This window comes from Micromonospora sp. NPDC047465, assembly GCF_040643125.1.
In the GTDB taxonomy this organism is placed as follows: domain Bacteria; phylum Actinomycetota; class Actinomycetes; order Mycobacteriales; family Micromonosporaceae; genus Micromonospora.
Genome location: NZ_JBEYTP010000001.1, coordinates 283,615 through 302,849 on the forward strand (window position 1 = coordinate 283,615; position 19,235 = coordinate 302,849).

Genomic DNA, 19,235 nt, shown 5'->3' on the forward strand with positions numbered 1-19,235 from the left:
CGGTCGCCTCCGTCCGGGCCGGGCACCTGGGGAAACCCGGCCCGGACGGCGCGACCATCAGTGCTCGGGGTCGAGGTCGTACTCGGCCCGCAGGGCGGCGGCCTCGGCCGGGCGGTCCAGCAGGTCCAACGCCCGGGCCAGCAGCCAGGCGGCCTGCTGCACCGGGCGGGATCCGGCCGGCAGGCCGCCGAGCACCTCGCGCAGCAGCCGCTCCGCCTCGGCCGGCCGTTCCAGCCGCAGCAGCAGCTCGCCGGTGAAGATCTCCACCTGCGCGGCCTCGCCGAACGCCTCGATCGACCGGAGCCGGGCGGGCACCCCGACCAGCCGGTCGTACGCCTCGGCCTCCCGTCCCTCCACGGTCAGCACCCGCGCCCCGACCTCGGCCGCCAGGGCCAGCTCGTACGTCACCGGCGGCGGCTCGTCGGGCTGGCCGGCCAGCCCCGCCGCCAGCGTGTCCAGCAGCTCGACGGTGCGCAGGGCCGTCGCCTCGTCGCCCGCCCAGAACTCCGCGTACGCCTGCCGGCGGCGGGTCCGGAGCTCGTCGAGCGGCAGGTCGGCCTGCCGGTACGCGGTCGCCGCCGCCGCGAACCGCCCCGCCGCCAGCGCGTCCCGGTCGGCGCCGTAGAGGATTCCGCCGGCCTCCTCCAGCACCTGCGCCCGGTGCGGGAGGTTGTCCGGTCCGTCCAGGTTCTCGGCGAGCTGGTCGAGCAGGGCGAGCGCCGGGTCGATCTCGCCCAGCCCCTCGTAGACGCCGGCCAGCAGGTGCCGGCACCGGTCCGCCTCGGCCTGCGCGCCGAGCCGGTCGAGCCCGAGCACCGCCTCCTCCGCGACCTCGGCCGCCTCGCCCAACCGGCCCGCGACCCGGTACGCGTTCGCCAGCTCCCAGCGCAGGAAGGCGTCCCCCTCCGCGCCCCGCTCGACGCAGAGGGTCACCGCCTCGGCGAAGTCGTCCACCGCGTCGGCGGCCCGGCCGACGGTCATCAGCGCCCGCGCCCGGGCGACCCGGACCGGCAGCCACGCCTCCGTCGGCGCCACCCGCAGCGCCTCGTCGCAGGCGTCGACCGCCTCGGCCGGGTCGTCGGCCGTCCGGGCGTACGCCAGGCAGGCGGCGGTGACGACGTCGCCGAGACCGAGGTCCCGGCCGAGGTCACGGGCCCGGTGGGCGGCGGCCCGGGCGTCCGCCTCCCGGCCGAGCTGTTCGAGCGTGTGGGCCCGGTGCAGCGCGATCCGGGCGGCCAGCCACGGGTCGCCGCCCGCCTCGGCCGGCACCCGGTCGAGGGCGTCGAGCGCCTCCGCCCAGCGCTCCCGGTGCATGAGCGCCAGCGCGACCCGGTCCAGCCCGGCGACCCGCTGCCGGTCGTCGCCCCGCCGGTCCAGCGCGTCGGCGGACGCCCGGACCAGCTCCAGCCCCTCGTCCGCGCTCTCGTCGGCCATGGCCAGCAGCACGCCGAGCCGCCCGGCGACGACCTGCGCCCGAACCTCGTCACCCAGCTCCCGGTACGCCGCGATCGCCGCCCGGTGGGCCTCGACCGTGGCCGGCGCGTCCTCGTCGCCCAGCTCGGCGGCACGCAACTCCAACCGGTGGGCCGCCGTCCCCGCCGGGAGTTCCCCGGCGCCGAACCGGTCGTCCCAGGCGGCCAGCGCGGCCCGGAACGCCGCGCGGTCGTGGCGGCGCAGCCGCTCCTCGGCGAAGTCGAGCAGCTCGTCGGCGCCGGCGTCGGCCGGCACCGGGACGCTGGCGGGGCCTGCGGCACCCGGTGCCGGGGCGCGGTCGGCCGCGCCGGCCGGACCGGCCGTCGCCGGCCGGGCCGGCCGACGGCGCAGGCTGGCCGAGAGCGGCAGGTGCGCACCCGTCGGCTCGGCGGCGAGCCGACGGGCCACCCACTCGGACTGGTACGAGGTGCCGTTGCGGGCGTCGAACCGGGCGGCCAGCGCGGTCGCGGTGCCGGTCAGCTCGGCGGCGAGCGCGGACGCCGTGATCTCCCCGGCCGGGCGGTCGCCGGCCGCCCGCCGGTAGACGGTCAGCTCGCCGGCCCGGCGCAGCGCGGCGGCACCGGCCGCGGCGAAGTGCATGGCGGCGGCCGGCGAGGGAGCCCGGTCCAGCCAGTCCAGGTGCCGCTCGACGATCTCCACCGCGCGGGCGTCGTTCCCGGTCAGCGTGCAGAACTCGACGTGGTTGCCGATGTCCCACAGGTCCGAGAGGTTGCCCCGCAGCCGGCGGTACGCCTCCCGGTGGGCGTCGCGCGCCTCCTCCCCGCGCTCCGTGCGCAGGTACGGCACCAGCAGCGCGGTGAGGATGGCCTGCGGCTGCTCGGTGCAGCTCAGCCGGCCGGCGAGGACCGGCTCCGCCAGCGCGACCGCCTCGGCGTGCCGGCCGGTGTCGGCGAGGTACTGCACCTGGGTGGTCGGGTCGCAGCCGGCGCAGTCGGACAGCTCGTCGCGGGGGGTGGTCTGCCAGAGCCGGTACCAGTGCGCGGCCGCGTCGGCGTCGCCCAGGTGGTCCGCCACCAGGAACCGGTGCTTGTGGACGGCCTGGAGGCTGTGGCCGCCTTCCCGGTAGCGGCGCTCCATGTCGTCGAGCACCGCGTACGTGCGGTCCAGCGGCACCTCGGGGAACCGGAGCAGGCCGGTGACCATGTACTTGACGTGCCAGAGCAGCTGGTGGGCGTAGCGCGGGTGGTAGGGCTGCGGGTCGCGGTCGAACTCGGCCAGACACCACGAGAAGGTGACGAAGGACTTGGCCGGCTCACCGCCGTAGACGTACGCGGTGGTGGCCTGCATCCGGGTCACGAAGGCCAACTCCCGGTCGTCGCCGGCGTCCACCCGGCGCAGCAGCTGCTCGATGGCGGCGATCTGCCCCGCGCCGTACGGCATGTTGCCGACCTCGCGGAGCACCCGCCACAGGTCCTCGTCTTCGGTGCTCACACTCACTCCTGTCCCGGCACGGCCCGGCCGAGCAGGCCGAGGAAGGAACTGTTCAGCAGCGCGGCGTCGGCCGCGCGGATCGGATGGTGCCCGAGCAGCAGCGCCTGCCCGTAGAGCGCCTCCACGGCCAGCCCGGCCAGCTCCGGGTCGGTCAACGTGGTGACCCGGCGGACCAGCGGGTTGCGGTGGTTGAGCACCAGTTGTGGCCGGTCCGGCGGCGCGGAGGCGGCGAGCGCGTCGAGCACGCCGCCCCACAGCTCGTCCGCCCGGTCCCGGGTCGCCGCGAGTTGGTCGTTGAACGCCGCCGACCGGCTCACCAGGTAGAGCGCCGGCAGCGAGACCGGGTCGTACGCCCGGACCACCACCTCGCAGCCGAGCCGTTCCAGGGCCCGCTGGGCGCCCGTGAGGAACGGCCGCAGGGCCAGCTCGACCTGCGGGTCGAGGCTGTCGAAGCGCGTGGTCAGGTCGCTGGGCTCCAGCCGCTCGATCAGCACGGAACGGTCCACCGTGGGCAGCCGCTCGATCAGCTCCGTGTCGTAGGTGTATCCGGCGTTCACCACCGCCAGGTCCTGCGCGGCGGCGACGGCGGCGAGCTGGCGGAACTCGTCCAGGCTGGCCGCGTAGCGGACCACCCCGTGCCGCTGCCGGAACTCGGCCAGGGTGAGCGTGCCGACGTTGGTGTCCATCGGCCACCACTGGTCGACCAGGCGGAGCATCTCGTCGTCGTGCAGGGCGAGCGCCTTCACCCCGAGGTGGTGCACCTGGAGGAACTCGGCGAGCCGCCGCGGGTCGTGCTTGGCGAGCCGGACCAGCCACCCGCGCACCTGGTCGCCGAGGGCCTCCCGGGTGGCCGCGAGCAGGCCGTCCTCGTAGAGCGCCTCCCGGCTGGCCGTCGGCCGCAGCTCGCTGGCGTCCACCACGCAGTGCGCGAAGAAGGCCCAGTCCGGCAGCAGCCCGTCGGCGTGCTCGGTGAGCAGCATCCGCTTGAGGTAGACCTTGTGGCCGGCCCGGGACGCCGGGTTCACCGGGTTCGGCAGGATGAAGGCCGCCCCGGTCAGGCCGGCCTCCGGCACCGACAGCGGCAACACGTCGAAGGGGTCGAAGCCGAGCGTCTCCCGGGCGTGGCGGACCAGCGCGGCCCGGTCGACCGGCGCGCCCGGGGTGGCCGGCCAGGGCGGCGGGCCGGCGGTGGTCACCACGTCGCCGACCCGGACGGTGACCGGCAGCAGCGAGCCGAAGAGCCGGGCCAGGTCGACCACCGTCGGGGTGCCGAACCACTGGTCGGCGTCCCGGCGCGGCACCAGCGTCACCGTGGTGCCCGGCTCGGCCCGCCCGGCGCCGGGCGCGGCCAGCTCAACGGCGTACCGGCCGTCGGAGTGACCCGTCCAGTGCACCGTCGGGTGGTCGCCGTGCCGGGTGACCACCCGGATCTCGTCGGCCACCAGGAAGCAGGAGAGCAGGCCGATGCCGAACTGGCCGAGGAACTCGTGCCGGGAGAAGCCCAGCTCGTCGCGCTTGGAGCTGCGGCCGATGGTGGCGAGCAGCTCGTGCACCTGCGCCTCGGTGAGGCCGATGCCGGTGTCGTGCACCCGCAGCGTGCCGTCGCCGGTCAGCTCCGGTGGCTCGACGCGCACCAGCGCGGGCGCGTCGGGGTCGGTCGCGCGGCGCGCGGTGATCGCGTCGACGGCGTTCTGCAGGAGCTCGCGGACGTACACCCGCGGGCTGCCGTAGAGATGGTGACTGAGCAGGTCGACCACGCCACGGAGGTCGACCTGGAAGGTGTGGTCCACGCTGGAGTGCTCCCCGGATCCGATGCCGGCGCCCACCGTACCGATGATCACCGACACGCGCGTCCCCCCTTTCCCCGCGGCTTGACCCTCGACCCGGTCGACCCCCGAGGCTCGCCGTCATGACCGCATCCCCGCTCGGCCGCGACTACCGGCTGCTCTGGTCCGCCGCCGTGTCCTCGCGCCTCGGCGACGCCCTGCGTACGCCGGCACTGGCGCTGCTGGCCGCGACGCTGACCCGCGATCCCCGGGTGATCGCGGCGGTGACCGTGGCCGGGCAGCTCCCGCCGCTGCTGTTCGGCCTGCTCGGCGGCGTGTACGCGGACCGCTGGGACCGCCGCCGCACGATGGCGGCGGTGGACGGGCTGCGCGCCGCCGTGGTGGGCGGGCTGGCGGTCGCGGTGGCCCTCGACCGGGCCGGCGTCGCGGCGCTGGTGGCGGCGGCGTTCCTGCTCGCCGCGCTCGGCACCCTGTTCGACGCGGCCGCGTTCGCGATGCTGCCGTCGGTGGTGCCGCCAGCCGCCCTGTCCCACGCAAACGGCCGCCTCCAGGCCGGCACGGCGGTGGCCGGGGGTTTCCTCGGCGCCCCCGCCGCCGGCGTGCTCTTCGCCCTCGCCGCGCCCCTGCCGTTCGCCCTCGACGCCCTCACCTTCGCCGCCGCCGCCCTCCTCACCCTCGCCCTGCGCCCGAGCCGCCCCCACTCTCCGCGTTTTTCGGACAGACCCGCCAACGCGCCGCAGAGCGACGACCACAACCGCAAGATCGCGGAGAGCGGGCGGGGGCGGGGGCGCGGCGGGAGGAAGGGGGCGGTGTGGCGGGAGGTCTTCGAGGGTGTGCGGTGGGTGCGCGGGGATGTGCTGCTGTGGCGGATCACCGTGCTGACCGCCGGGAGCAACCTGGCGATCAGCGGGTTGCTGGCGGTGCTGGTGCTCTACGCGCTCGACGTGCTGCGGGTGCCGCCCGCCGGGTACGGGCTGTTCGCCGCGGCGGCCGTCCTCGGCGGGCTCGCCGGGGGGCTGGGGGCGGGCAGGCTGGCCGCCCGACTCGGCACGGTGCCCGCGCTCCGCGCCGTGCTCGCCGCCCAGGCCGTCGCGCTGACCGGGTTCGCGCTGGCCCGGCACCCGCTGCCCGGCGGGCTGGCGCTGGCCGTCTTCGCGGCCGGCACCACGGTGTGGAACAGCCTCTGGGCCGCGTACGGGCAGGGCCACGTGCCGGCCCACCTGCTCGGCCGGGTGGGTTCCGCCCAGCGGATGGTCGGCCTGCTCACCGCACCGGTGGGGGCGGCGCTCGCCGGGCTGGCCGGTGCGGCGTACGGGGTCGGGCCGGTGGCGGCGGCGGTGGCCGGGGTCTTCGTGCTGGTCACCCTCGCGGCGTGGCGGGTGCTGCGACCGGCCGCGCCGGTGCCGGCCGCCGCCCCGCCCACCACCGCCGGGACAGCAGGCCAGCCAGGGCGGCACCCGTCGCGTTGAGCAGCACGTCGTCGACCGAGGAGACCCGGCCGAGGTCGAGCGCGTACTGCAACGACTCGACCAGCACGGAGCCGGCCGCGCCGAGCAGGAACAGCCGGCCGACGCCGGCCAGCGCGACCAGGCGTACCGGAGCGAAGAAGCCCAGGGCGGCAAAGACCAGCAGGTTGCCGACCACCTGGACCACGGCGGTCGCCGGCGGCCCGGTCAGCAGGTCGACCAGGTCCCGCAGCGGCACCGCGTCGACCTGGCGGGGCGCGTCGCGCGGGGTGAGGATCATCCACACCCAGGGCAGGGTGCCGGCCACCGCGCCCACCTCGGCGACGCTGCGCCGCCACGCCTCCCGCGCGGTCGCGGCGTCCCGCCGGCGGCGGGCGAGCACGGCGGTGGCCAGGACCAGCAGGGGCAGCCCGGCGAGCACGGCGAGCAGGACGCCGCCCCAGTCCCGCCACACCTGCGCCATCGGCGCAGCCTAGCCGGGCCTCCGCTCCCGCTGGTGCGGGCCGGAGGGCGCATCACGATTCGGTGCCGGGACCGCCCAACCTTTTCCGGTCCCCGTGCGTCTGCCAGGTGACGCCTCACGCGACGGCCGGCCGAAGGGAGGGCGGATGGGACCGGCGACGACCGACGACGGGCGGGACGGCTACGTCACCTTCGTCGAGTGCCACCAGCACCGGCTGCTGCGCGCGGCCTACCTGGTCTGCGGCAACCGGCACCAGGCCGAGGACCTGCTCCAGGACGCGCTGCTCAAGCTCGCCCTGCGCTGGCCCACCGTGCGGCACGGCGACCCGGCCGCGTACGTGCGGGCCATCCTCTACCGCGACGCCGTCTCCTGGTGGCGGCGCCGCCGACGGGAGTGGCTGAGCGCGTACCCGCCGGAACGGGCGGCGCAGGAGGGCGACGGGGCGCTGCGGCTCGCGCTGCGCGACGCGCTCGACCACCTGCCGCCCCGGCAGCGGGCGGTGCTGGTGCTGCGCTACTTCGAGGACCTCACCGAGGCGGCCACCGCCGAGGCCCTCGGCGTCACCGTCGGCACCGTGAAGAGCCAGTGCCACGCGGCGCTGCGCCGGCTCCGCGAGGTCGCGCCGGAACTGGGCCGCGACGACGGCCTGGCGAGCGGGATGGAGGTGAAGTCGTGAAGGAAGAGGAACTGACCCGACTGCTGACCCTGGCCGCCGAGGACGTCCGGCCGGCACAGCCGGCGACGGCGGGCTGGGAACGGGCCCGGCGGGTCCGGCGTACCCGCCGCGTCGCCGGTGCCGGTGCGCTCGCGGTCGCGCTGCTCGCCGGCGGTACGGCAATCGCACTGCGTCCCGCCGACCCGCCGCCACCGGCCACCAGCGCGACACCGAGCCCGACCCGGCACCCCGCGCCCGTGCAGACGCCGCCGGCAGAGCTGAGCTACCCCGGTGATCCGCTGGGCCGGCTCGGTGACCCGGTCGGCGCGACGCTATCGGCCAAGCCGGTCCGCCGGGCGCTGGCGCTGCACCAGCCGGTCGACCCGCAGACCGGCACCGAGGGGCGGATCCGGGTGCTCGGCGACGACGGCATCGTCCGCGACCTCGACGTGGTCACCCCGGCCCGGACCCGCGACGCCGATGGCAACGAGGCGGTGCCGCTGAAGACCGGCAGCCTCTCCCGGGACGGGCGGACGGCCGCCTTCGCCCAGACCGACGAGGTGATCGTGGTCGACCTGACCACCGCGGCGGTCCGCCGATTCCCGCTCAAGGGCTACCTGGAGCACGTCCTCTGGTCCGGCGACCGGCTGCTCGTCGGCGACGACGCCACGACGTACGAAGTGGACCCGCGCACGGGTGCCGCCCGGAAGCTGCCGGTGTCGCCCTGGAACGTGGTGACGCCCGACCCGGCCGCCCCCGACCTGCGCGACCCGGCCGACCCCGGTCGGGGCGACCGGCCGAACGTCCTGCTCGAGCTGGGCGGTACGCCGCCGGGCCTGACGCGGATCGAGTGGGGCGACGGCACGCACCCGGGCGGCGGCACGCACCGGGGCAGCGGCCCGGTCGACTTCCGCGCGCTGCCCCCCGGCAACCTGGTCGAGGAGTTCTACGGGCGCGGCTGGCAGCGCGGCGACCTGGTGGCCCGGGCCGGCTGGATCACCACCGGCAACATGGGCTCGCTGGAGGGGGTCGCGGTGCTGAACGCCCGGACCGGCGTGGTGACCCACCTGCTCGTCCTGGGCCGGGACCGTTGGAAGGGCTGCTGCGAGGTGCTCGGCTGGGACCGCGACGGCGCGGTGCTGCTCCGGCACAGCCCCGGCGGGCTGCTGCGCTGGCGGCCGGGCACCGTCGAGATCACCGGCGTGACGCGGAACCTGTACGGCGCGGTCTCCCTCGCCGCCGGCTGAGCGCGCCGGACCGGCCGGCGCGTCAGCTCGGCAGGCCGCCGGGCTGGTCGCCCTTCACGACGGGGGCCCGGACCAGGTTGCCCCACTCGGTCCACGAGCCGTCGTAGTTGCGCACCTGCGGGTAGCCCAGCAGGTGCCGCAGCACGAACCAGGTGTGGCTCGACCGCTCGCCGATCCGGCAGTAGGCCACGATGTCGTCGTCCGGGGCGAGCCCGAGCTGGTCGGCGTAGATCGCCCGCAGCTCGTCGGGCGACTTGAACGTGCCGTCGTCGTTCGCGGCGGACTTCCACGGCTTGTTCACCGCGCCCGGGATGTGCCCGCCGCGCAGCGCGCCCTCCTGCGGGTAGTCCGGCATGTGCAGCATCTCGCCGGTGTACTCGCCCGGCGACCGGACGTCGACCAGCGGGCGACCCGCCGCGACGTGCGCCATCACCTGCTCCCGGTACGCCCGCACCGGCGCGTCGTTGCGCTGCGGCACCGGGTAGTCGGCGCGCGGCCGGGACGGCTTGTCCCGGGTCAACTCCCGGCCCTCGGCGACCCACTTCTGCCGCCCGCCGTCGAGCAGCCGCACGTCCGGGTGGCCGAAGAGCGAGAACACCCAGAGGGCGTACGCGGCCCACCAGTTGAAGTTGTCGCCGTAGAAGACGACCGTGTCGTCCCGGCCGATGCCCTTGGCGGCGCACAGCTCGGCGAAACTTTTCGCGTCGAGGTAGTCCCGGGTCACCTGGTCGTTCAGCTCGGTGTGCCAGTCCACCTTGACGGCGCCCGGGATGTGGCCGGTGTCGTAGAGCAGCACGTCCTCGTCGCACTCGATGACGACGAGGCCCGCGTCGCCCAGGTGATCGGCCAGCCACTGGGTGGTGACGAGCCGCCGCGGGTCCGCGTACGACTGGAGTCGGGGATCGGGATCGCTCGGCACAGGCATGATCCCCAAGGTACGCCGGATCGCGGTCCGGCGGCCCGCCATCGGCAACCGGGTCGCCGGACACGCTGGTGCCGACGCTCGGGAGGTGGCCACGGGTGCGGGGCGGCGATGCGGGGTGGCGGTCAGGCGCGGCGGTGGGCGATCCGACCGGCGACCACGGTCACCAGGCAGGCGCCGGCGGCGTCGAACACGGCCAGGTCCGCGCGACCCCCCGGCACCAGCACCGGCGGCACGGCGGCGGGCAGCACCCGCAGGTCGCCCCGGTCCACGGCGGCCCGCAGCGCGGGATCGGCCACCTGTCGCGCCAGCACCGCGGTCACTCCCCGACGCAGCAGCGCGTGCACCCGCTCGCGCGGGGTGTCGGCGGCCGGCAGCGGGGCGTCGTGCAGCAGCCCCGGCCCGAGCGTGCCCGGCCAGCGGCGGACCCGGGCCCCGGCGTACGTCCCGGTCAGCTCGGCCAGCGGCCCGACCGCGACGATCCGGTCGTCCCGGACCGCGACGGCGGCCCCGGCGGTCGGCGGGGCGTCCGGAGCGGTCCGCAGCAGCGGCGCGGTGTGCAGGGTGAGCACGGCTCAGTCCGTGACCGGGCCGAGCGACGGCCGCTTCGCGGTGACCGTGTCGCCGGACGAGCGGCCGGTGAGCCGGCGCTTGATCCACGGCGCCAGGTGCTGCCCGGCCCAGCGCAGGTCGGCGGCCCGGGCGGCCAGCCAGGGCGTCGGCGCCGGGTGCGGCGGCACCATCAGCCACTCCTCGTCGCAGCCCACGCCGAGCGCGGTCAGCACCTGCCCGGCGACCCGGCGGTGCCCGGCCGCCGAGAGGTGCAGCCGGTCGGTGCTCCACAGCATCGGGTTCAGGTAGGTGTCGTCGGCGTACAGGTCGACCAGGATCGCGCCGTGCCGCTCGGCCGTCTCGCCGACGGCCCGGTTGAGCAGCTGCACCCGGGGCGCGACGAGCCGCTGACCGGGCAACCGGGCCATCACGTCGGCGAACCGGAAGAGGACCACGTCGGCGCCGCCGGAGCGCAGGTCCCGCACCACGTCGTCGAAGCGGGCCACCAGCGCGTCCGGGTCGAAGGTGCGGCGCAGCACGTCGTTGCCGCCGGCGGCGAAGCTGATCAGGTCGGGCTTCATCGCGAGCGCCGCCGGCACCTGCTCGGCCACCACGTTCGGGAAGAGCCGGCCCCGGATGGCCAGGTTCGCGTACCGGAAGTCGGGGCCGGCCTCGGCGGCGAGCCGGGTGGCCACGAGGTCCGCCCAGCCCCGGTACGTGCCGTCCGGGTACGCGTCGTCCATGCCCTCGGTGAAGCTGTCTCCCACCGCCACGAAGCTGCGCCAGCGCACTGGTGACCCTCCGAACCTCCGGCGAACCGTAGCGCCGGACAGTCTGTCACCGCTTCCGCCGCGACCGGGGCCGCCTGCCCGACAAACGTGGCGGAGGTCATCGACGGCGTCAGGACGGTGGGTCCGCCGGCTCGACCAGGGGCCGACGGTAGGGCCCCACCACCCGAGGCGTGGCAGTCGTTCGTCGACCTCGCCAAGCGGCGCTGACCGACGTAGCGCAACCACTCCGCTGCGGCTCGGGCACCCTCAGATCGCCGACGCCGATCGCCCCGATCAGCATGCGGAACGGCCGGCGAGCCGGCCAAATCCGATCGCCCGTCCAGCACCCCCGCCGTACGCTGCGCCAATGCTGCTACGCATGTCGACCCTGCTGCTCCGGACCCTGCGCGAGGACCCGGCCGACGCGGAGGTGCCGAGCCACCGGCTCCTGCTGCGGGCCGGCTACATCCGTCGCGCCGCACCGGGCGGCTACACGTGGCTGCCGCTGGGCAAGCTGGTGCTGGACCGGGTCACCGAGGTGGTCCGGCAGGAGATGACGGCGATCGGCGACCAGGAGGTGCACTTCCCGGCGCTGCTGCCGGCGGAGCCGTACCGCACGAGCGGCCGGTGGACGGAGTACGGCGACGACATCTTCACCTTCGCCGACCGGCGCGGCGCCGAGCACCTGCTCGCGCCCACCCACGAGGAGCTGGCCGCGCTGCTGGTCAAGGACCTGTTCACCTCGTACCGGGACTTCCCGGTGACGCTCTTCCAGATCCAGACGAAGTTCCGGGACGAGGCCCGGCCCCGGGCCGGCCTGCTGCGTGGGCGCGAGTTCCTGATGAAGGACGCCTACTCGTTCGACCTCGACGACGCGGGGCTGGCGGCGGCGTACGACCGGCACCGGGGCGCGTACCGGCGGATCTTCGACCGGCTCGGGCTGGAGCACACGATCGTGCACGCGACGTCGGGGGCGATGGGCGGTTCGGCGTCGGAGGAGTTCCTGGCGGCGACGCCGGTCGGCGAGGACACCTTCGTCGGCTGCACCGCCTGCGACTACGCCGCGAACACCGAGGCGGTGACCACGCCCGCCCCGCCGGCCGGCGACCCGGACGCGCAGCCGGCGGCCCAGGTGCACGACACCCCCGAGACCCCGACCATCGCCAGCCTCGTCGAGTTGGCCAACACCCGCCGGCTGGGCGGCCGGGACGACTGGACCGCCGCGGCCACCCTGAAGAACGTGGTGCTCCGCCTGCGCCGGCCCGGCGCGGAGGAGGCCGAGCTGCTGGTGGTGGGGCTGCCCGGCGACCGCGAGGTGGACCTGAAGCGGCTCGGCGCGGCGGTCGCACCGGCCACCGTGGACATCTTCGACGGCTGGGACGCCCACCCCGAGCTGGTCCGCGGCTACATCGGCCCGCAGGTGATGGCGAAGCTCGGCATCCGCTACCTGGTCGACCCGCGGGTGGTGCCGGGCACCGCCTGGCTGACCGGCGCGAACGAGCCGGGCCGGCACGCGACCGGGGTGGTCTGCGGCCGGGACTTCGTCCCGGACGGCACGATCGAGGCGGCCGAGGTGCGGGCCGGCGACCCCTGCCCGGCCTGCGGCACCGGTGAGCTGACCATGCGGCGGGGCATCGAGATCGGACACATCTTCCAGCTCGGCCGCCGCTACACCGACGTCTTCGCCGTCGACGTGCTCGGCCCCGCCGGCAAGCCCGTCCGGCCGACCATGGGCTGCTACGGCATCGGGGTGTCCCGGGCGGTGGCCGCGATCGCCGAGCAGCACCACGACGAGCGGGGGCTGATCTGGCCGGCGGCGGTCGCGCCGTGCGACGTACACCTGATCGCCGCCGGGAAGGGACCGCAGTTGGAGGCGGCGCTGGAGCTCGGCGGGCGGCTCGCCGCCGCCGGCCTGCGGGTGCTGGTCGACGACCGGACGCACGTCTCGGCCGGGGTGAAGTTCACCGACGCCGAACTGGTCGGCATCCCCCGCGCCGTCGTGGTCGGCCGCCGCCTCGCCGAGGGGTACGTCGAGCTGCGCGACCGGGCCTCCGGCGAGCGCGTCGAACTGCCGGTGGACGGGCTGGCGGAGCGACTCGTCGCGGAGGTGCACCGCGAGCGCGGCGACGTGTAGCGGGCGCGCCACGGGGTACCGCAGTCGGATCGGCCGGATGTGTTCTCTGGAGGCTCTCATGACCGGTTACCGGGTCAGCGACGTGATGACGAAGCAGGTCATCTACCTGCCCGCCGAGACCACCCTGGACGAGGCGGCCCGGGTGATGAAGGAGGCGGACATCGGCGACGTGGTGGTCACCGACGGTGCCACCCTCGCCGGCATGCTCACCGACCGGGACATCGTGGTGCGGGCGGTGGCCGAACGCAGCGATCCGGCCGCCACCACGATCGGCTCGATCATCACCCGGGAGGTGGTGATGATCGAGCAGCACTCGACCGCGGCCGAGGCGGCGGCCCTGATGCGGGAGCGGGGCATCCGGCGGGTGCTGGTCTGCGACGCCGATCGGAAGCTGGTCGGCATCGTCTCCCTCGGCGACCTCGCGATGCAGCTCGATCCCCAATCGGCGCTGAGCGAGATCAGCGAGCAGGCCCCGACCGTGTGAGGCGCGAGGAAGGACCCTTCCGCACGCCGCCGCTAGCGGAGAGGGTCCTTCCGCTACCGGCGGTAGCCTCGAAGGCATGTCTTCCATGCCGGCCCGGCTGTCCGAGATCGTCGACGAGTTCGCCACCGCGCCCCGCGACGTGGTGCTGGAGATGCTGCTGGAGTACGCCGACATCGTCCCGCCGCTGCCCGCCGGCTCCACCGACCGGGAGGGCATGGAGCAGGTGCCGGAGTGCCAGACGGCGTTCTTCCTGCGCGCCCGCGTGACGCCGGAGAAGACGGTGGAGACCCTCTTCGACTGTCCGCCCGAGGCGCCCACCACGCGGGCGTTCGCCGGCATCCTCGCCGAGGGGCTGGCCGGGGCGAGCCCGGACGAGGTGCTCGCCGTCCCCGACGACCTCTACCAGCGGATGGGGCTGGCGCAGGCGATCAGCCCGCTGCGGGTGCGCGGCGGCACGGCGATCCTGGCCCGGCTGAAGCGGCAGGTCCGGGAACAGATCGGCTGACCAGGGGGTTGTCAACCGGCATGGAGATCGAGATCTACGCCGACGTGGTCTGCCCCTGGTGCTACATCGGCAAGCGTCGGCTGGAGCAGGCCCTGGAGTCGTACGACGGCGAGGTGACCGTCCGCTACCGGCCGTACCAGCTCGACCCGTCGCCGGTGCCCGAGCCGCGCCCGCTGGTGGAGGCGATGGCCGCCAAGTTCGGCGGGCAGGACCGCGCCCGGCAGATGTTCGGGCACGTCACCGAGGTGGCGGCGGGCGCCGGGCTGAAGCTCGACTTCGACCGCGCCGTCGCGGCGAACACCTTCGACGCGCACCGGCTGGTCTCCTGGGCCACCGACCGCGGCCGTGCCGCCGAGACGGTCGACGCGCTCTACCGCGCCCACTTCACCCACGGGGTCGACGTCGGCTCCCGGGACGCGCTCGCCGCGCTCGCGGGCGAGGTCGGCCTGGACGCGGCGGAGGCGCGCCGCTTCCTCGACTCCGACGAGCGGGTGGCCAACGTCTCCGCCGAGCTGGCCGCCGCCCGCCAGATCGGGGTGACCAGCGTGCCGACCTTCGTCCTGGCCGGCAAGTACGCGGTCACCGGCGCCCAGGAACCGGAGACGCTGCTCGCCGCGTTGGCCGAGGTGGAGCGCCGCGAGTCCGCCGGCTGAACCGACCCGCCCGACCGGACGCCGATGTTTCACGTGCAACGGCATCGACGTCGGTCAGCGGCTAGGCCGGTCTGGCCAGGTCCTCCACCACGCGGGCGCCGGGCAGCGCGCCGAGCGCCGGCCCCGGCAGCGCGATCTTGCTGTGCCGTACGCCGGACCCGATGATCACGTGCGGCGTGGCGACCACCCGGGAGTCGACCAGGATCGGCCACTGCTCCGGCAGGCCGATCGGGGTGATGCCGCCGTATTCCATGCCGGTCAGCTCCACCGCGTCGGCCATCGGCGCGAAACTGGCCTTGCGGACGTCGAGCGCCCGGCGGGCCACCCCGTTCACGTCGGCGCGGGTGGTGGCGAGCACGACGCAGGCCGCGTAGCGGACGACCCCCTCGCGCTTGCCGGCCACCACCACGCAGTTGGCCGACACGTCCAGCCCCACCTCGTACGCCGCGCAGAAGGCGGCGGTGTCGGCCAGCTCGGCGTCGATCGGCGCCACCAGCACGGCGTCGACGTCCACCGGAGCGTCGGCGGGCCACTGCCCGATGGCGGCGGCGACCGGCGGGGCGAGCAGGTCGAGCCGGGTGCGGGCGGGTTCGGTCTTCAGCGTCCCCATCACGCCTGCGATCCTCGCACCGCTCCGCCCGCCCCGCCCACCGGAGCCCGGCCCGTCCCGGGGACCGGTCACCCAACCCGGGGACTACCCGTCCGGCGAGCGCTCACCGGGCGGTCGGACGTCGGTCAGCTGCCGGTGAGGAAGCCGTTCTCGCGGAGCAGGGTCCGGTCCCGCGCGGCGGCCAACTCCTCCGCCCGCTCGGCCTGGATCCGGCGCACCTCCATCTCCTCCAGGGCGTGGCGGATGGCGAGTCGGATGACGCCGTACAGGAAGATGAAACCGGCGACGTAGAGGATGACGGTGGCGACCATGGCGAACATGGCGTCACGGTAGGCCGGACGTGAACGCGCAGGCCGTTCATCTTGCGCCGGTTCCCCCGTACGTGTCGGCCAGGTGGTCGGCCCAGGTCCGGGCACCCGTCGGGGTCGCCTCGGTGACCAGGCCGCCGGAGCGCAGGGCGCGGCCGACCTTCCCCGGGATCCGCACCGGCAGCAGCGGGCGGCGGGACCGCCGGGCGGCGTTCCAGGCCCGGACCGCCTCGTCGAAGCGGATCACCTCCGGCCCGCCGTGCTCCTCGACGCCGTGCAGCGGACCGGCCGTGAGCCGCTGGACCAGCCGGCCCGCGACCTCGCCGGGGTCGACCGGCTGGGCGAGCACCGCCGGGTCGCCGATCACCGGGCCGAGCCGGCTCACGCCGCGCAGCATGCCGTCGAGGAACTCGGGGAACTGGGTGGCCCGCAGCACCGTCCAGGGCACCGGCCCGGCCGCCACGACCTGCTCGGCGGCGAGCTTGTGCCGGTAGTAGGGGATAGGGACCCGGTCCACCCCGACGATCGAGACGTAGCCGAGGTGCCGTACGCCCGCTCGACCGGCGGCGACGACCAGCCGGCGGGTGCCGAGCACGTCGACCCGGTGGGTCTGCCGCCCCCGGTTCGGCGACGAGGCCAGGTGCAGCACGGCGTCCACGCCGGCCACCGCCTCGGGCAGCCCTTCCCCGGTGGCCAGGTCGACCACCACCCACTCCGCCGACGGATCGGTACGCGGCCGCCGGCTCGTCGCCCGCACGCTCCAGCCCTCGTCGCGCAGCCGCGGCAGCACCACCCGCCCGAGCCGACCGCCCGCCCCGGTGACCAGCACCCGCATGGTTTCCCCCTTCTCCGGCGTCCCGCGCCCGCCGCGCGGCCACGGTGCTGACGGCGCCGCCCCGACGGGCGTGACCGGCTGTGCGCCGGCTCACCCGAGCAGATCGGCCACCGTCACGGCGTGGCCGGCCGTGCCCCGCTCACCGGAGCAGGTCGGCCGCCGTCATCAGCACGAAGAACCCGATCACGATCTCGCTGACCACCCAGGAGTGCTGCCGGGCCCAGTCCTGGATCCGGGGCAGCACCGCCGCGGCCCGGTGCCCGAGCAGCAGCAGCGCCAGCAGCGGCAGGGCCAGCAGCGCGAGGGTGAGCAGGACGAACGGCAGCAGGTGCCACCAGGGCAGGTCGTGCCGGGCGGCGCTCGCCCCCACGGTCACCATCGTGAGGTCGTCCGACGGCATGGCCAGGAAGAGCAGCACGCCGAGCCGCAGCGCGTAGCCGGGGCCGGCCCGCTGGAGCCCACCCATCCACTTCGGCGTGCCCGCGCTGTGCCGGCGCAGGAAGACGACCACCGCCAGGACGACCAGCAGCGCCAGCACCACCACGTCGATCCGGCTCTCGACCGCGCGACGCCCGCCCCCACCGGCCCCGACGTTGACCTTCACGGCCCGGGTGACCAGCCAGCTCGCCGTCACCCCGCCCGATACCACGAGCCCCGCGCCGGCCAGGTAGCCCAGGGAGGCGGCACGCGGCCGGTCGGCCGAGGCGAGGAAGACCGCCGCGACCAGCTGGGTCCCGGCGACCATCACCACGGCCATCGGCAGGACGGTCAGGAAGTTCATCGCCCGCCCATCCTCCCGGCCGCGCCGTCCGTCCCGGGCCGATACGCCACATCCCCGGCCCGGACGGCGGCGCGCCCAGGGCCGGCGCACCCCACCGCGCGTCCGGCCCGACACGGGGCCCGGCCGGACGCGCGGTTCAGCCGGACGCGGTTCAGCCGGACGCGCGAACTCCGGACGCCTCGGGCACCACCCGGCCGGCGAGTCGGACGCGGTTCAGCCGGACGCGCGCACTCCGGACGTCCCGGGCACCACCCGGCCGGCGAGCAGGACGCCCACCAGGGCCAGTCCGCTCGCCACCGCGAGCGTGCCGGCGTAGCTGCCCGGTCCCGGGGCCGCGCCGGCGGCGAGCACCGCGCCGGTGAGCGCCAGCACGGTCGCCGCGAAGAGCGAGTCGCCCAGTTGCAGGGACGAGCTGTTGCGGCCCTGCTCGCCGGGGGCGGACAGCTCCAGGGTGAGCACCGACAGCGAGGGGTAGAGCAGGCCCATGCCGAGCCCCGCGCCGGCCCAGCCGAGCACTCCGACCCACACCGGCACGGCCGGCGCGACGGCGACCGTCACCACGGCGATGCCGGCCGTGATGCAGGCCAGCCCCGCTCTCGGCAGGGTGGCCCGGGAGCGCGGCGCAGGCATCCGCCCCTGCACCCAGGAGCCCACCGACCAGGCGAGCGCGCCGGTGGTGAGGACCAGGCCGGCCGCCGTCGGCGACAGCCCGCGCTCCCGGGAGAGCATCAGCGGGATCACCACCTCGGCGCCGACGAACGCCGCCGAGGCCAGCCCACGCAGCCCGATCACCGTCGGCAGGCCGCGGCCGGCCCGCAGGAACCCGGCCGGCAGCAGCCGCGGCGCGCAGACCAGCAGACCGACCAGCGCCAGGGCCACCAGGCCGGCGGCGGTGGCGCCGCGCTGCTGGCCCCCGATGTGCAGCAGCGCGGCGCTCACCCCCGCCCCGCAGGCCCAGCCGATCCGGGCCGCCGCGCCGGCCGGCGGTCCCGTCGTCGTCGTGGCCGCGCCGATCGCGCGCAGCCCGGGGTGGATGAGCAACACCGCCGGCACCGCCACCACCGGCACCGCCAGGAAGACCCACCGCCAGCCGAGGTACTCCACGATCAGCCCGGCCAGCGCCGGCCCGACCAGCGACGGTACGACCCACGCGGCGGCGAACGCCGCGAAGATCCGCCGGTGCAGCGTCTCCGGGTACGCCTGCCCGACGATGACGTAGAGCGCCACCGAGAGCAGCCCGGAGCCGAAGCCCTGCACGATCCGGCCGGCCACCAGGGCGCCCATGGCCGTGGCACTGCCCGCAATGACCAGCCCCACCACGAACCAGACGAGCCCGTGCCACATCGGCGCCCTGGGGCCCCGGGCGTCGCACCAGATGCCGGAGGCCACCATCGCGAGCACGCCGGCCGCGAACGGGCCCCCGAAGGCGATCCCGTAGAGGGCCAGCCCGTCGAGGCTGCGGGCGACGGTCGGCATCGCGGTGCCCACCGCGAGCGCCTCGAACGCGAGCAGCGAGACCAGCGCGACGCTGCCGACCGTCATCGCCCGCAGTCGGGGCGCGAAGAGGCCGGCCGCGGGCGGAGCCGGGACGGGCGGCGCCGCCGTGTCGGTCACCGCCGGCCTCCCGGGCGGGGCAGCCGGAGCGGCCGGTGGCGGGCGCGGACCCGGGGATCCGCCGAGCCCGCCTCAGAACGGAGCGGTTCGTTCAGCATGGGATCAGCCTCGGACCTCAACCCGTATTGAGGTCAAGGGTGACCCGGCTCTCAGGCCGCCTCCAGCGCCTCCCCGAGCCCCTTCGCCAGCCCGGACAGGTGCTGGTCGGCCAACAGGTGGCCGGCGGTGATCACCAGCGCCAGCGGCCACTCGATGACCTGGAGCGCGGCGAGCACCCCGAGGCCCGCGTAGTAGGCGAGCTTGTCCGGCGGCGGGACGGCGACCTCCCCCAGCCCCGGGATCTCCACCCGCCGGGTGAACGCCCGGATCGTCTCGTGCGCCCCGCTGAGCGGTCGCGTCAGTGTGCTCATCCCGGCCTCCCCGATGACGGTGACAGTGGATCCGGGATTCCACCGGCGCAGCCGTCCATGCACCGCCGGTGGGCAGAAAATTCCCCTGCTCGGAGGGCATAACGGACGGCCCGC

The 19,235-nt window shown here is 75.8% G+C and carries 19 protein-coding genes; 7 read left to right on the forward strand and 12 right to left on the reverse strand.

Annotation, left to right across the window (positions count from 1 at the left end; genetic code table 11):
* Positions 1-57: 57 nt before the first annotated feature.
* Positions 58-2,925, reverse strand: a complete 2,868-nt coding sequence (locus ABZ793_RS01425; protein ID WP_357450128.1) for a hypothetical protein — start codon at positions 2,923-2,925, stop codon at positions 58-60.
* 2 nt (positions 2,926-2,927) lie between these two features.
* Complete coding sequence (locus ABZ793_RS01430; protein WP_357450621.1) at positions 2,928-4,715, reverse strand: HSP90 family protein; 1,788 nt, start codon at positions 4,713-4,715, stop codon at positions 2,928-2,930.
* 119 nt (positions 4,716-4,834) lie between these two features.
* On the opposite strand from ABZ793_RS01430, the gene ABZ793_RS01435 reads away from it, so the two are divergent.
* A complete protein-coding gene (locus tag ABZ793_RS01435) occupies positions 4,835-6,181 on the forward strand; it encodes an MFS transporter (RefSeq protein ID WP_357450131.1) in 1,347 nt (448 codons plus the stop codon).
* Here the strand turns inward: ABZ793_RS01435 and ABZ793_RS01440 are convergent.
* Positions 6,072-6,641 (reverse strand): VanZ family protein, encoded by a 570-nt coding sequence (locus ABZ793_RS01440; RefSeq protein ID WP_357450134.1) that lies wholly within the window; start codon positions 6,639-6,641, stop codon positions 6,072-6,074. The genes ABZ793_RS01435 and ABZ793_RS01440 overlap by 110 nt on opposite strands.
* 145 nt (positions 6,642-6,786) lie before the next feature.
* Between ABZ793_RS01440 and ABZ793_RS01445 the strand changes: the two genes are divergently transcribed.
* Positions 6,787-7,317, forward strand: coding sequence for a SigE family RNA polymerase sigma factor (locus ABZ793_RS01445; RefSeq protein ID WP_350702382.1), 531 nt, complete (start codon positions 6,787-6,789; stop codon positions 7,315-7,317).
* Positions 7,314-8,543, forward strand: a complete 1,230-nt coding sequence (locus ABZ793_RS01450; protein WP_357450137.1) for a hypothetical protein — start codon at positions 7,314-7,316, stop codon at positions 8,541-8,543. Before ABZ793_RS01445 ends, ABZ793_RS01450 begins: the two co-directional genes overlap by 4 nt.
* Positions 8,544-8,565: 22 nt before the next feature.
* Here the strand turns inward: ABZ793_RS01450 and ABZ793_RS01455 are convergent, their stop codons facing one another.
* The 3 genes from ABZ793_RS01455 to ABZ793_RS01465 all read right to left on the reverse strand — a co-directional run bounded on the left by ABZ793_RS01455 (position 8,566) and on the right by ABZ793_RS01465 (position 10,808).
* Positions 8,566-9,468 carry a sulfurtransferase gene (locus ABZ793_RS01455; RefSeq protein WP_357450140.1) on the reverse strand — a complete coding sequence of 301 codons (903 nt, stop codon included), beginning with the start codon at positions 9,466-9,468 and terminating at the stop codon, positions 8,566-8,568.
* A gap of 122 nt (positions 9,469-9,590) precedes the next feature.
* Positions 9,591-10,037, reverse strand: coding sequence for a hypothetical protein (locus ABZ793_RS01460; protein ID WP_357450143.1), 447 nt, complete (start codon positions 10,035-10,037; stop codon positions 9,591-9,593).
* A gap of 3 nt (positions 10,038-10,040) precedes the next feature.
* Positions 10,041-10,808: an SGNH/GDSL hydrolase family protein gene (locus ABZ793_RS01465; RefSeq protein WP_357450146.1), complete on the reverse strand. Its 768-nt coding sequence runs from the start codon at positions 10,806-10,808 to the stop codon at positions 10,041-10,043.
* 346 nt (positions 10,809-11,154) lie between these two features.
* Here ABZ793_RS01465 and ABZ793_RS01470 point away from each other — a divergent pair, with 346 nt between their 5' ends.
* The 4 genes from ABZ793_RS01470 (at position 11,155) to ABZ793_RS01485 (ending at position 14,563) form a co-directional block, all read left to right on the forward strand.
* Complete coding sequence (locus tag ABZ793_RS01470) at positions 11,155-12,921, forward strand: proline--tRNA ligase (protein ID WP_357450149.1); 1,767 nt, start codon at positions 11,155-11,157, stop codon at positions 12,919-12,921.
* A gap of 58 nt (positions 12,922-12,979) precedes the next feature.
* Positions 12,980-13,405, forward strand: a complete 426-nt coding sequence (locus ABZ793_RS01475) for a CBS domain-containing protein (RefSeq protein ID WP_350702398.1) — start codon at positions 12,980-12,982, stop codon at positions 13,403-13,405.
* A 76-nt stretch (positions 13,406-13,481) separates the two neighbouring features.
* Complete coding sequence (locus ABZ793_RS01480) at positions 13,482-13,910, forward strand: SufE family protein (RefSeq protein ID WP_357450153.1); 429 nt, start codon at positions 13,482-13,484, stop codon at positions 13,908-13,910.
* Positions 13,911-13,930: 20 nt separating this feature from the next.
* Positions 13,931-14,563: a DsbA family oxidoreductase gene (locus tag ABZ793_RS01485; protein WP_357450156.1), complete on the forward strand. Its 633-nt coding sequence runs from the start codon at positions 13,931-13,933 to the stop codon at positions 14,561-14,563.
* A gap of 61 nt (positions 14,564-14,624) precedes the next feature.
* On the opposite strand, the gene ABZ793_RS01490 is transcribed toward ABZ793_RS01485, so the two are convergent.
* From ABZ793_RS01490 to ABZ793_RS01515, 6 genes are all read right to left on the reverse strand, one after another.
* On the reverse strand, positions 14,625-15,173 hold the full coding sequence (locus tag ABZ793_RS01490) for a YbaK/EbsC family protein (protein WP_357450159.1): 549 nt from the start codon (positions 15,171-15,173) through the stop codon (positions 14,625-14,627).
* A gap of 125 nt (positions 15,174-15,298) precedes the next feature.
* Positions 15,299-15,493, reverse strand: a complete 195-nt coding sequence (locus tag ABZ793_RS01495) for a hypothetical protein (protein ID WP_357450163.1) — start codon at positions 15,491-15,493, stop codon at positions 15,299-15,301.
* Between the two features lie 37 nt (positions 15,494-15,530).
* Positions 15,531-16,316, reverse strand: coding sequence for an NAD(P)H-binding protein (locus ABZ793_RS01500; protein ID WP_357450166.1), 786 nt, complete (start codon positions 16,314-16,316; stop codon positions 15,531-15,533).
* Between the two features lie 139 nt (positions 16,317-16,455).
* Entirely contained in the window at positions 16,456-17,097 is a 642-nt protein-coding gene (locus ABZ793_RS01505) for a GAP family protein (RefSeq protein WP_357450169.1), read from the reverse strand.
* Between the two features lie 213 nt (positions 17,098-17,310).
* Positions 17,311-18,711: an MFS transporter gene (locus tag ABZ793_RS01510; protein WP_357450172.1), complete on the reverse strand. Its 1,401-nt coding sequence runs from the start codon at positions 18,709-18,711 to the stop codon at positions 17,311-17,313.
* 149 nt (positions 18,712-18,860) lie between these two features.
* Positions 18,861-19,121: a hypothetical protein gene (locus ABZ793_RS01515; protein WP_357450175.1), complete on the reverse strand. Its 261-nt coding sequence runs from the start codon at positions 19,119-19,121 to the stop codon at positions 18,861-18,863.
* Positions 19,122-19,235 lie beyond the last annotated feature (114 nt).

Bases quoted from the DNA above. Each gene is read 5' to 3' on its own strand.
- ABZ793_RS01435 (WP_357450131.1), top strand. From the start codon at position 4,835: ATGACCGCATCCCCGCTCGGCCGCGACTACCGGCTGCTCTGGTCCGCC.
- ABZ793_RS01440 (WP_357450134.1), bottom strand. From the start codon at position 6,641: ATGGCGCAGGTGTGGCGGGACTGGGGCGGCGTCCTGCTCGCCGTGCTC.
- ABZ793_RS01445 (WP_350702382.1), top strand. From the start codon at position 6,787: ATGGGACCGGCGACGACCGACGACGGGCGGGACGGCTACGTCACCTTC.
- ABZ793_RS01455 (WP_357450140.1), bottom strand. From the start codon at position 9,468: ATGCCTGTGCCGAGCGATCCCGATCCCCGACTCCAGTCGTACGCGGAC.
- ABZ793_RS01470 (WP_357450149.1), top strand. From the start codon at position 11,155: ATGCTGCTACGCATGTCGACCCTGCTGCTCCGGACCCTGCGCGAGGAC.
- ABZ793_RS01475 (WP_350702398.1), top strand. From the start codon at position 12,980: ATGACCGGTTACCGGGTCAGCGACGTGATGACGAAGCAGGTCATCTAC.
- ABZ793_RS01480 (WP_357450153.1), top strand. From the start codon at position 13,482: ATGTCTTCCATGCCGGCCCGGCTGTCCGAGATCGTCGACGAGTTCGCC.
- ABZ793_RS01485 (WP_357450156.1), top strand. From the start codon at position 13,931: ATGGAGATCGAGATCTACGCCGACGTGGTCTGCCCCTGGTGCTACATC.
- ABZ793_RS01490 (WP_357450159.1), bottom strand. From the start codon at position 15,173: ATGGGGACGCTGAAGACCGAACCCGCCCGCACCCGGCTCGACCTGCTC.
- ABZ793_RS01495 (WP_357450163.1), bottom strand. From the start codon at position 15,493: ATGTTCGCCATGGTCGCCACCGTCATCCTCTACGTCGCCGGTTTCATC.
- ABZ793_RS01500 (WP_357450166.1), bottom strand. From the start codon at position 16,316: ATGCGGGTGCTGGTCACCGGGGCGGGCGGTCGGCTCGGGCGGGTGGTG.
- ABZ793_RS01505 (WP_357450169.1), bottom strand. From the start codon at position 17,097: ATGAACTTCCTGACCGTCCTGCCGATGGCCGTGGTGATGGTCGCCGGG.
- ABZ793_RS01515 (WP_357450175.1), bottom strand. From the start codon at position 19,121: ATGAGCACACTGACGCGACCGCTCAGCGGGGCGCACGAGACGATCCGG.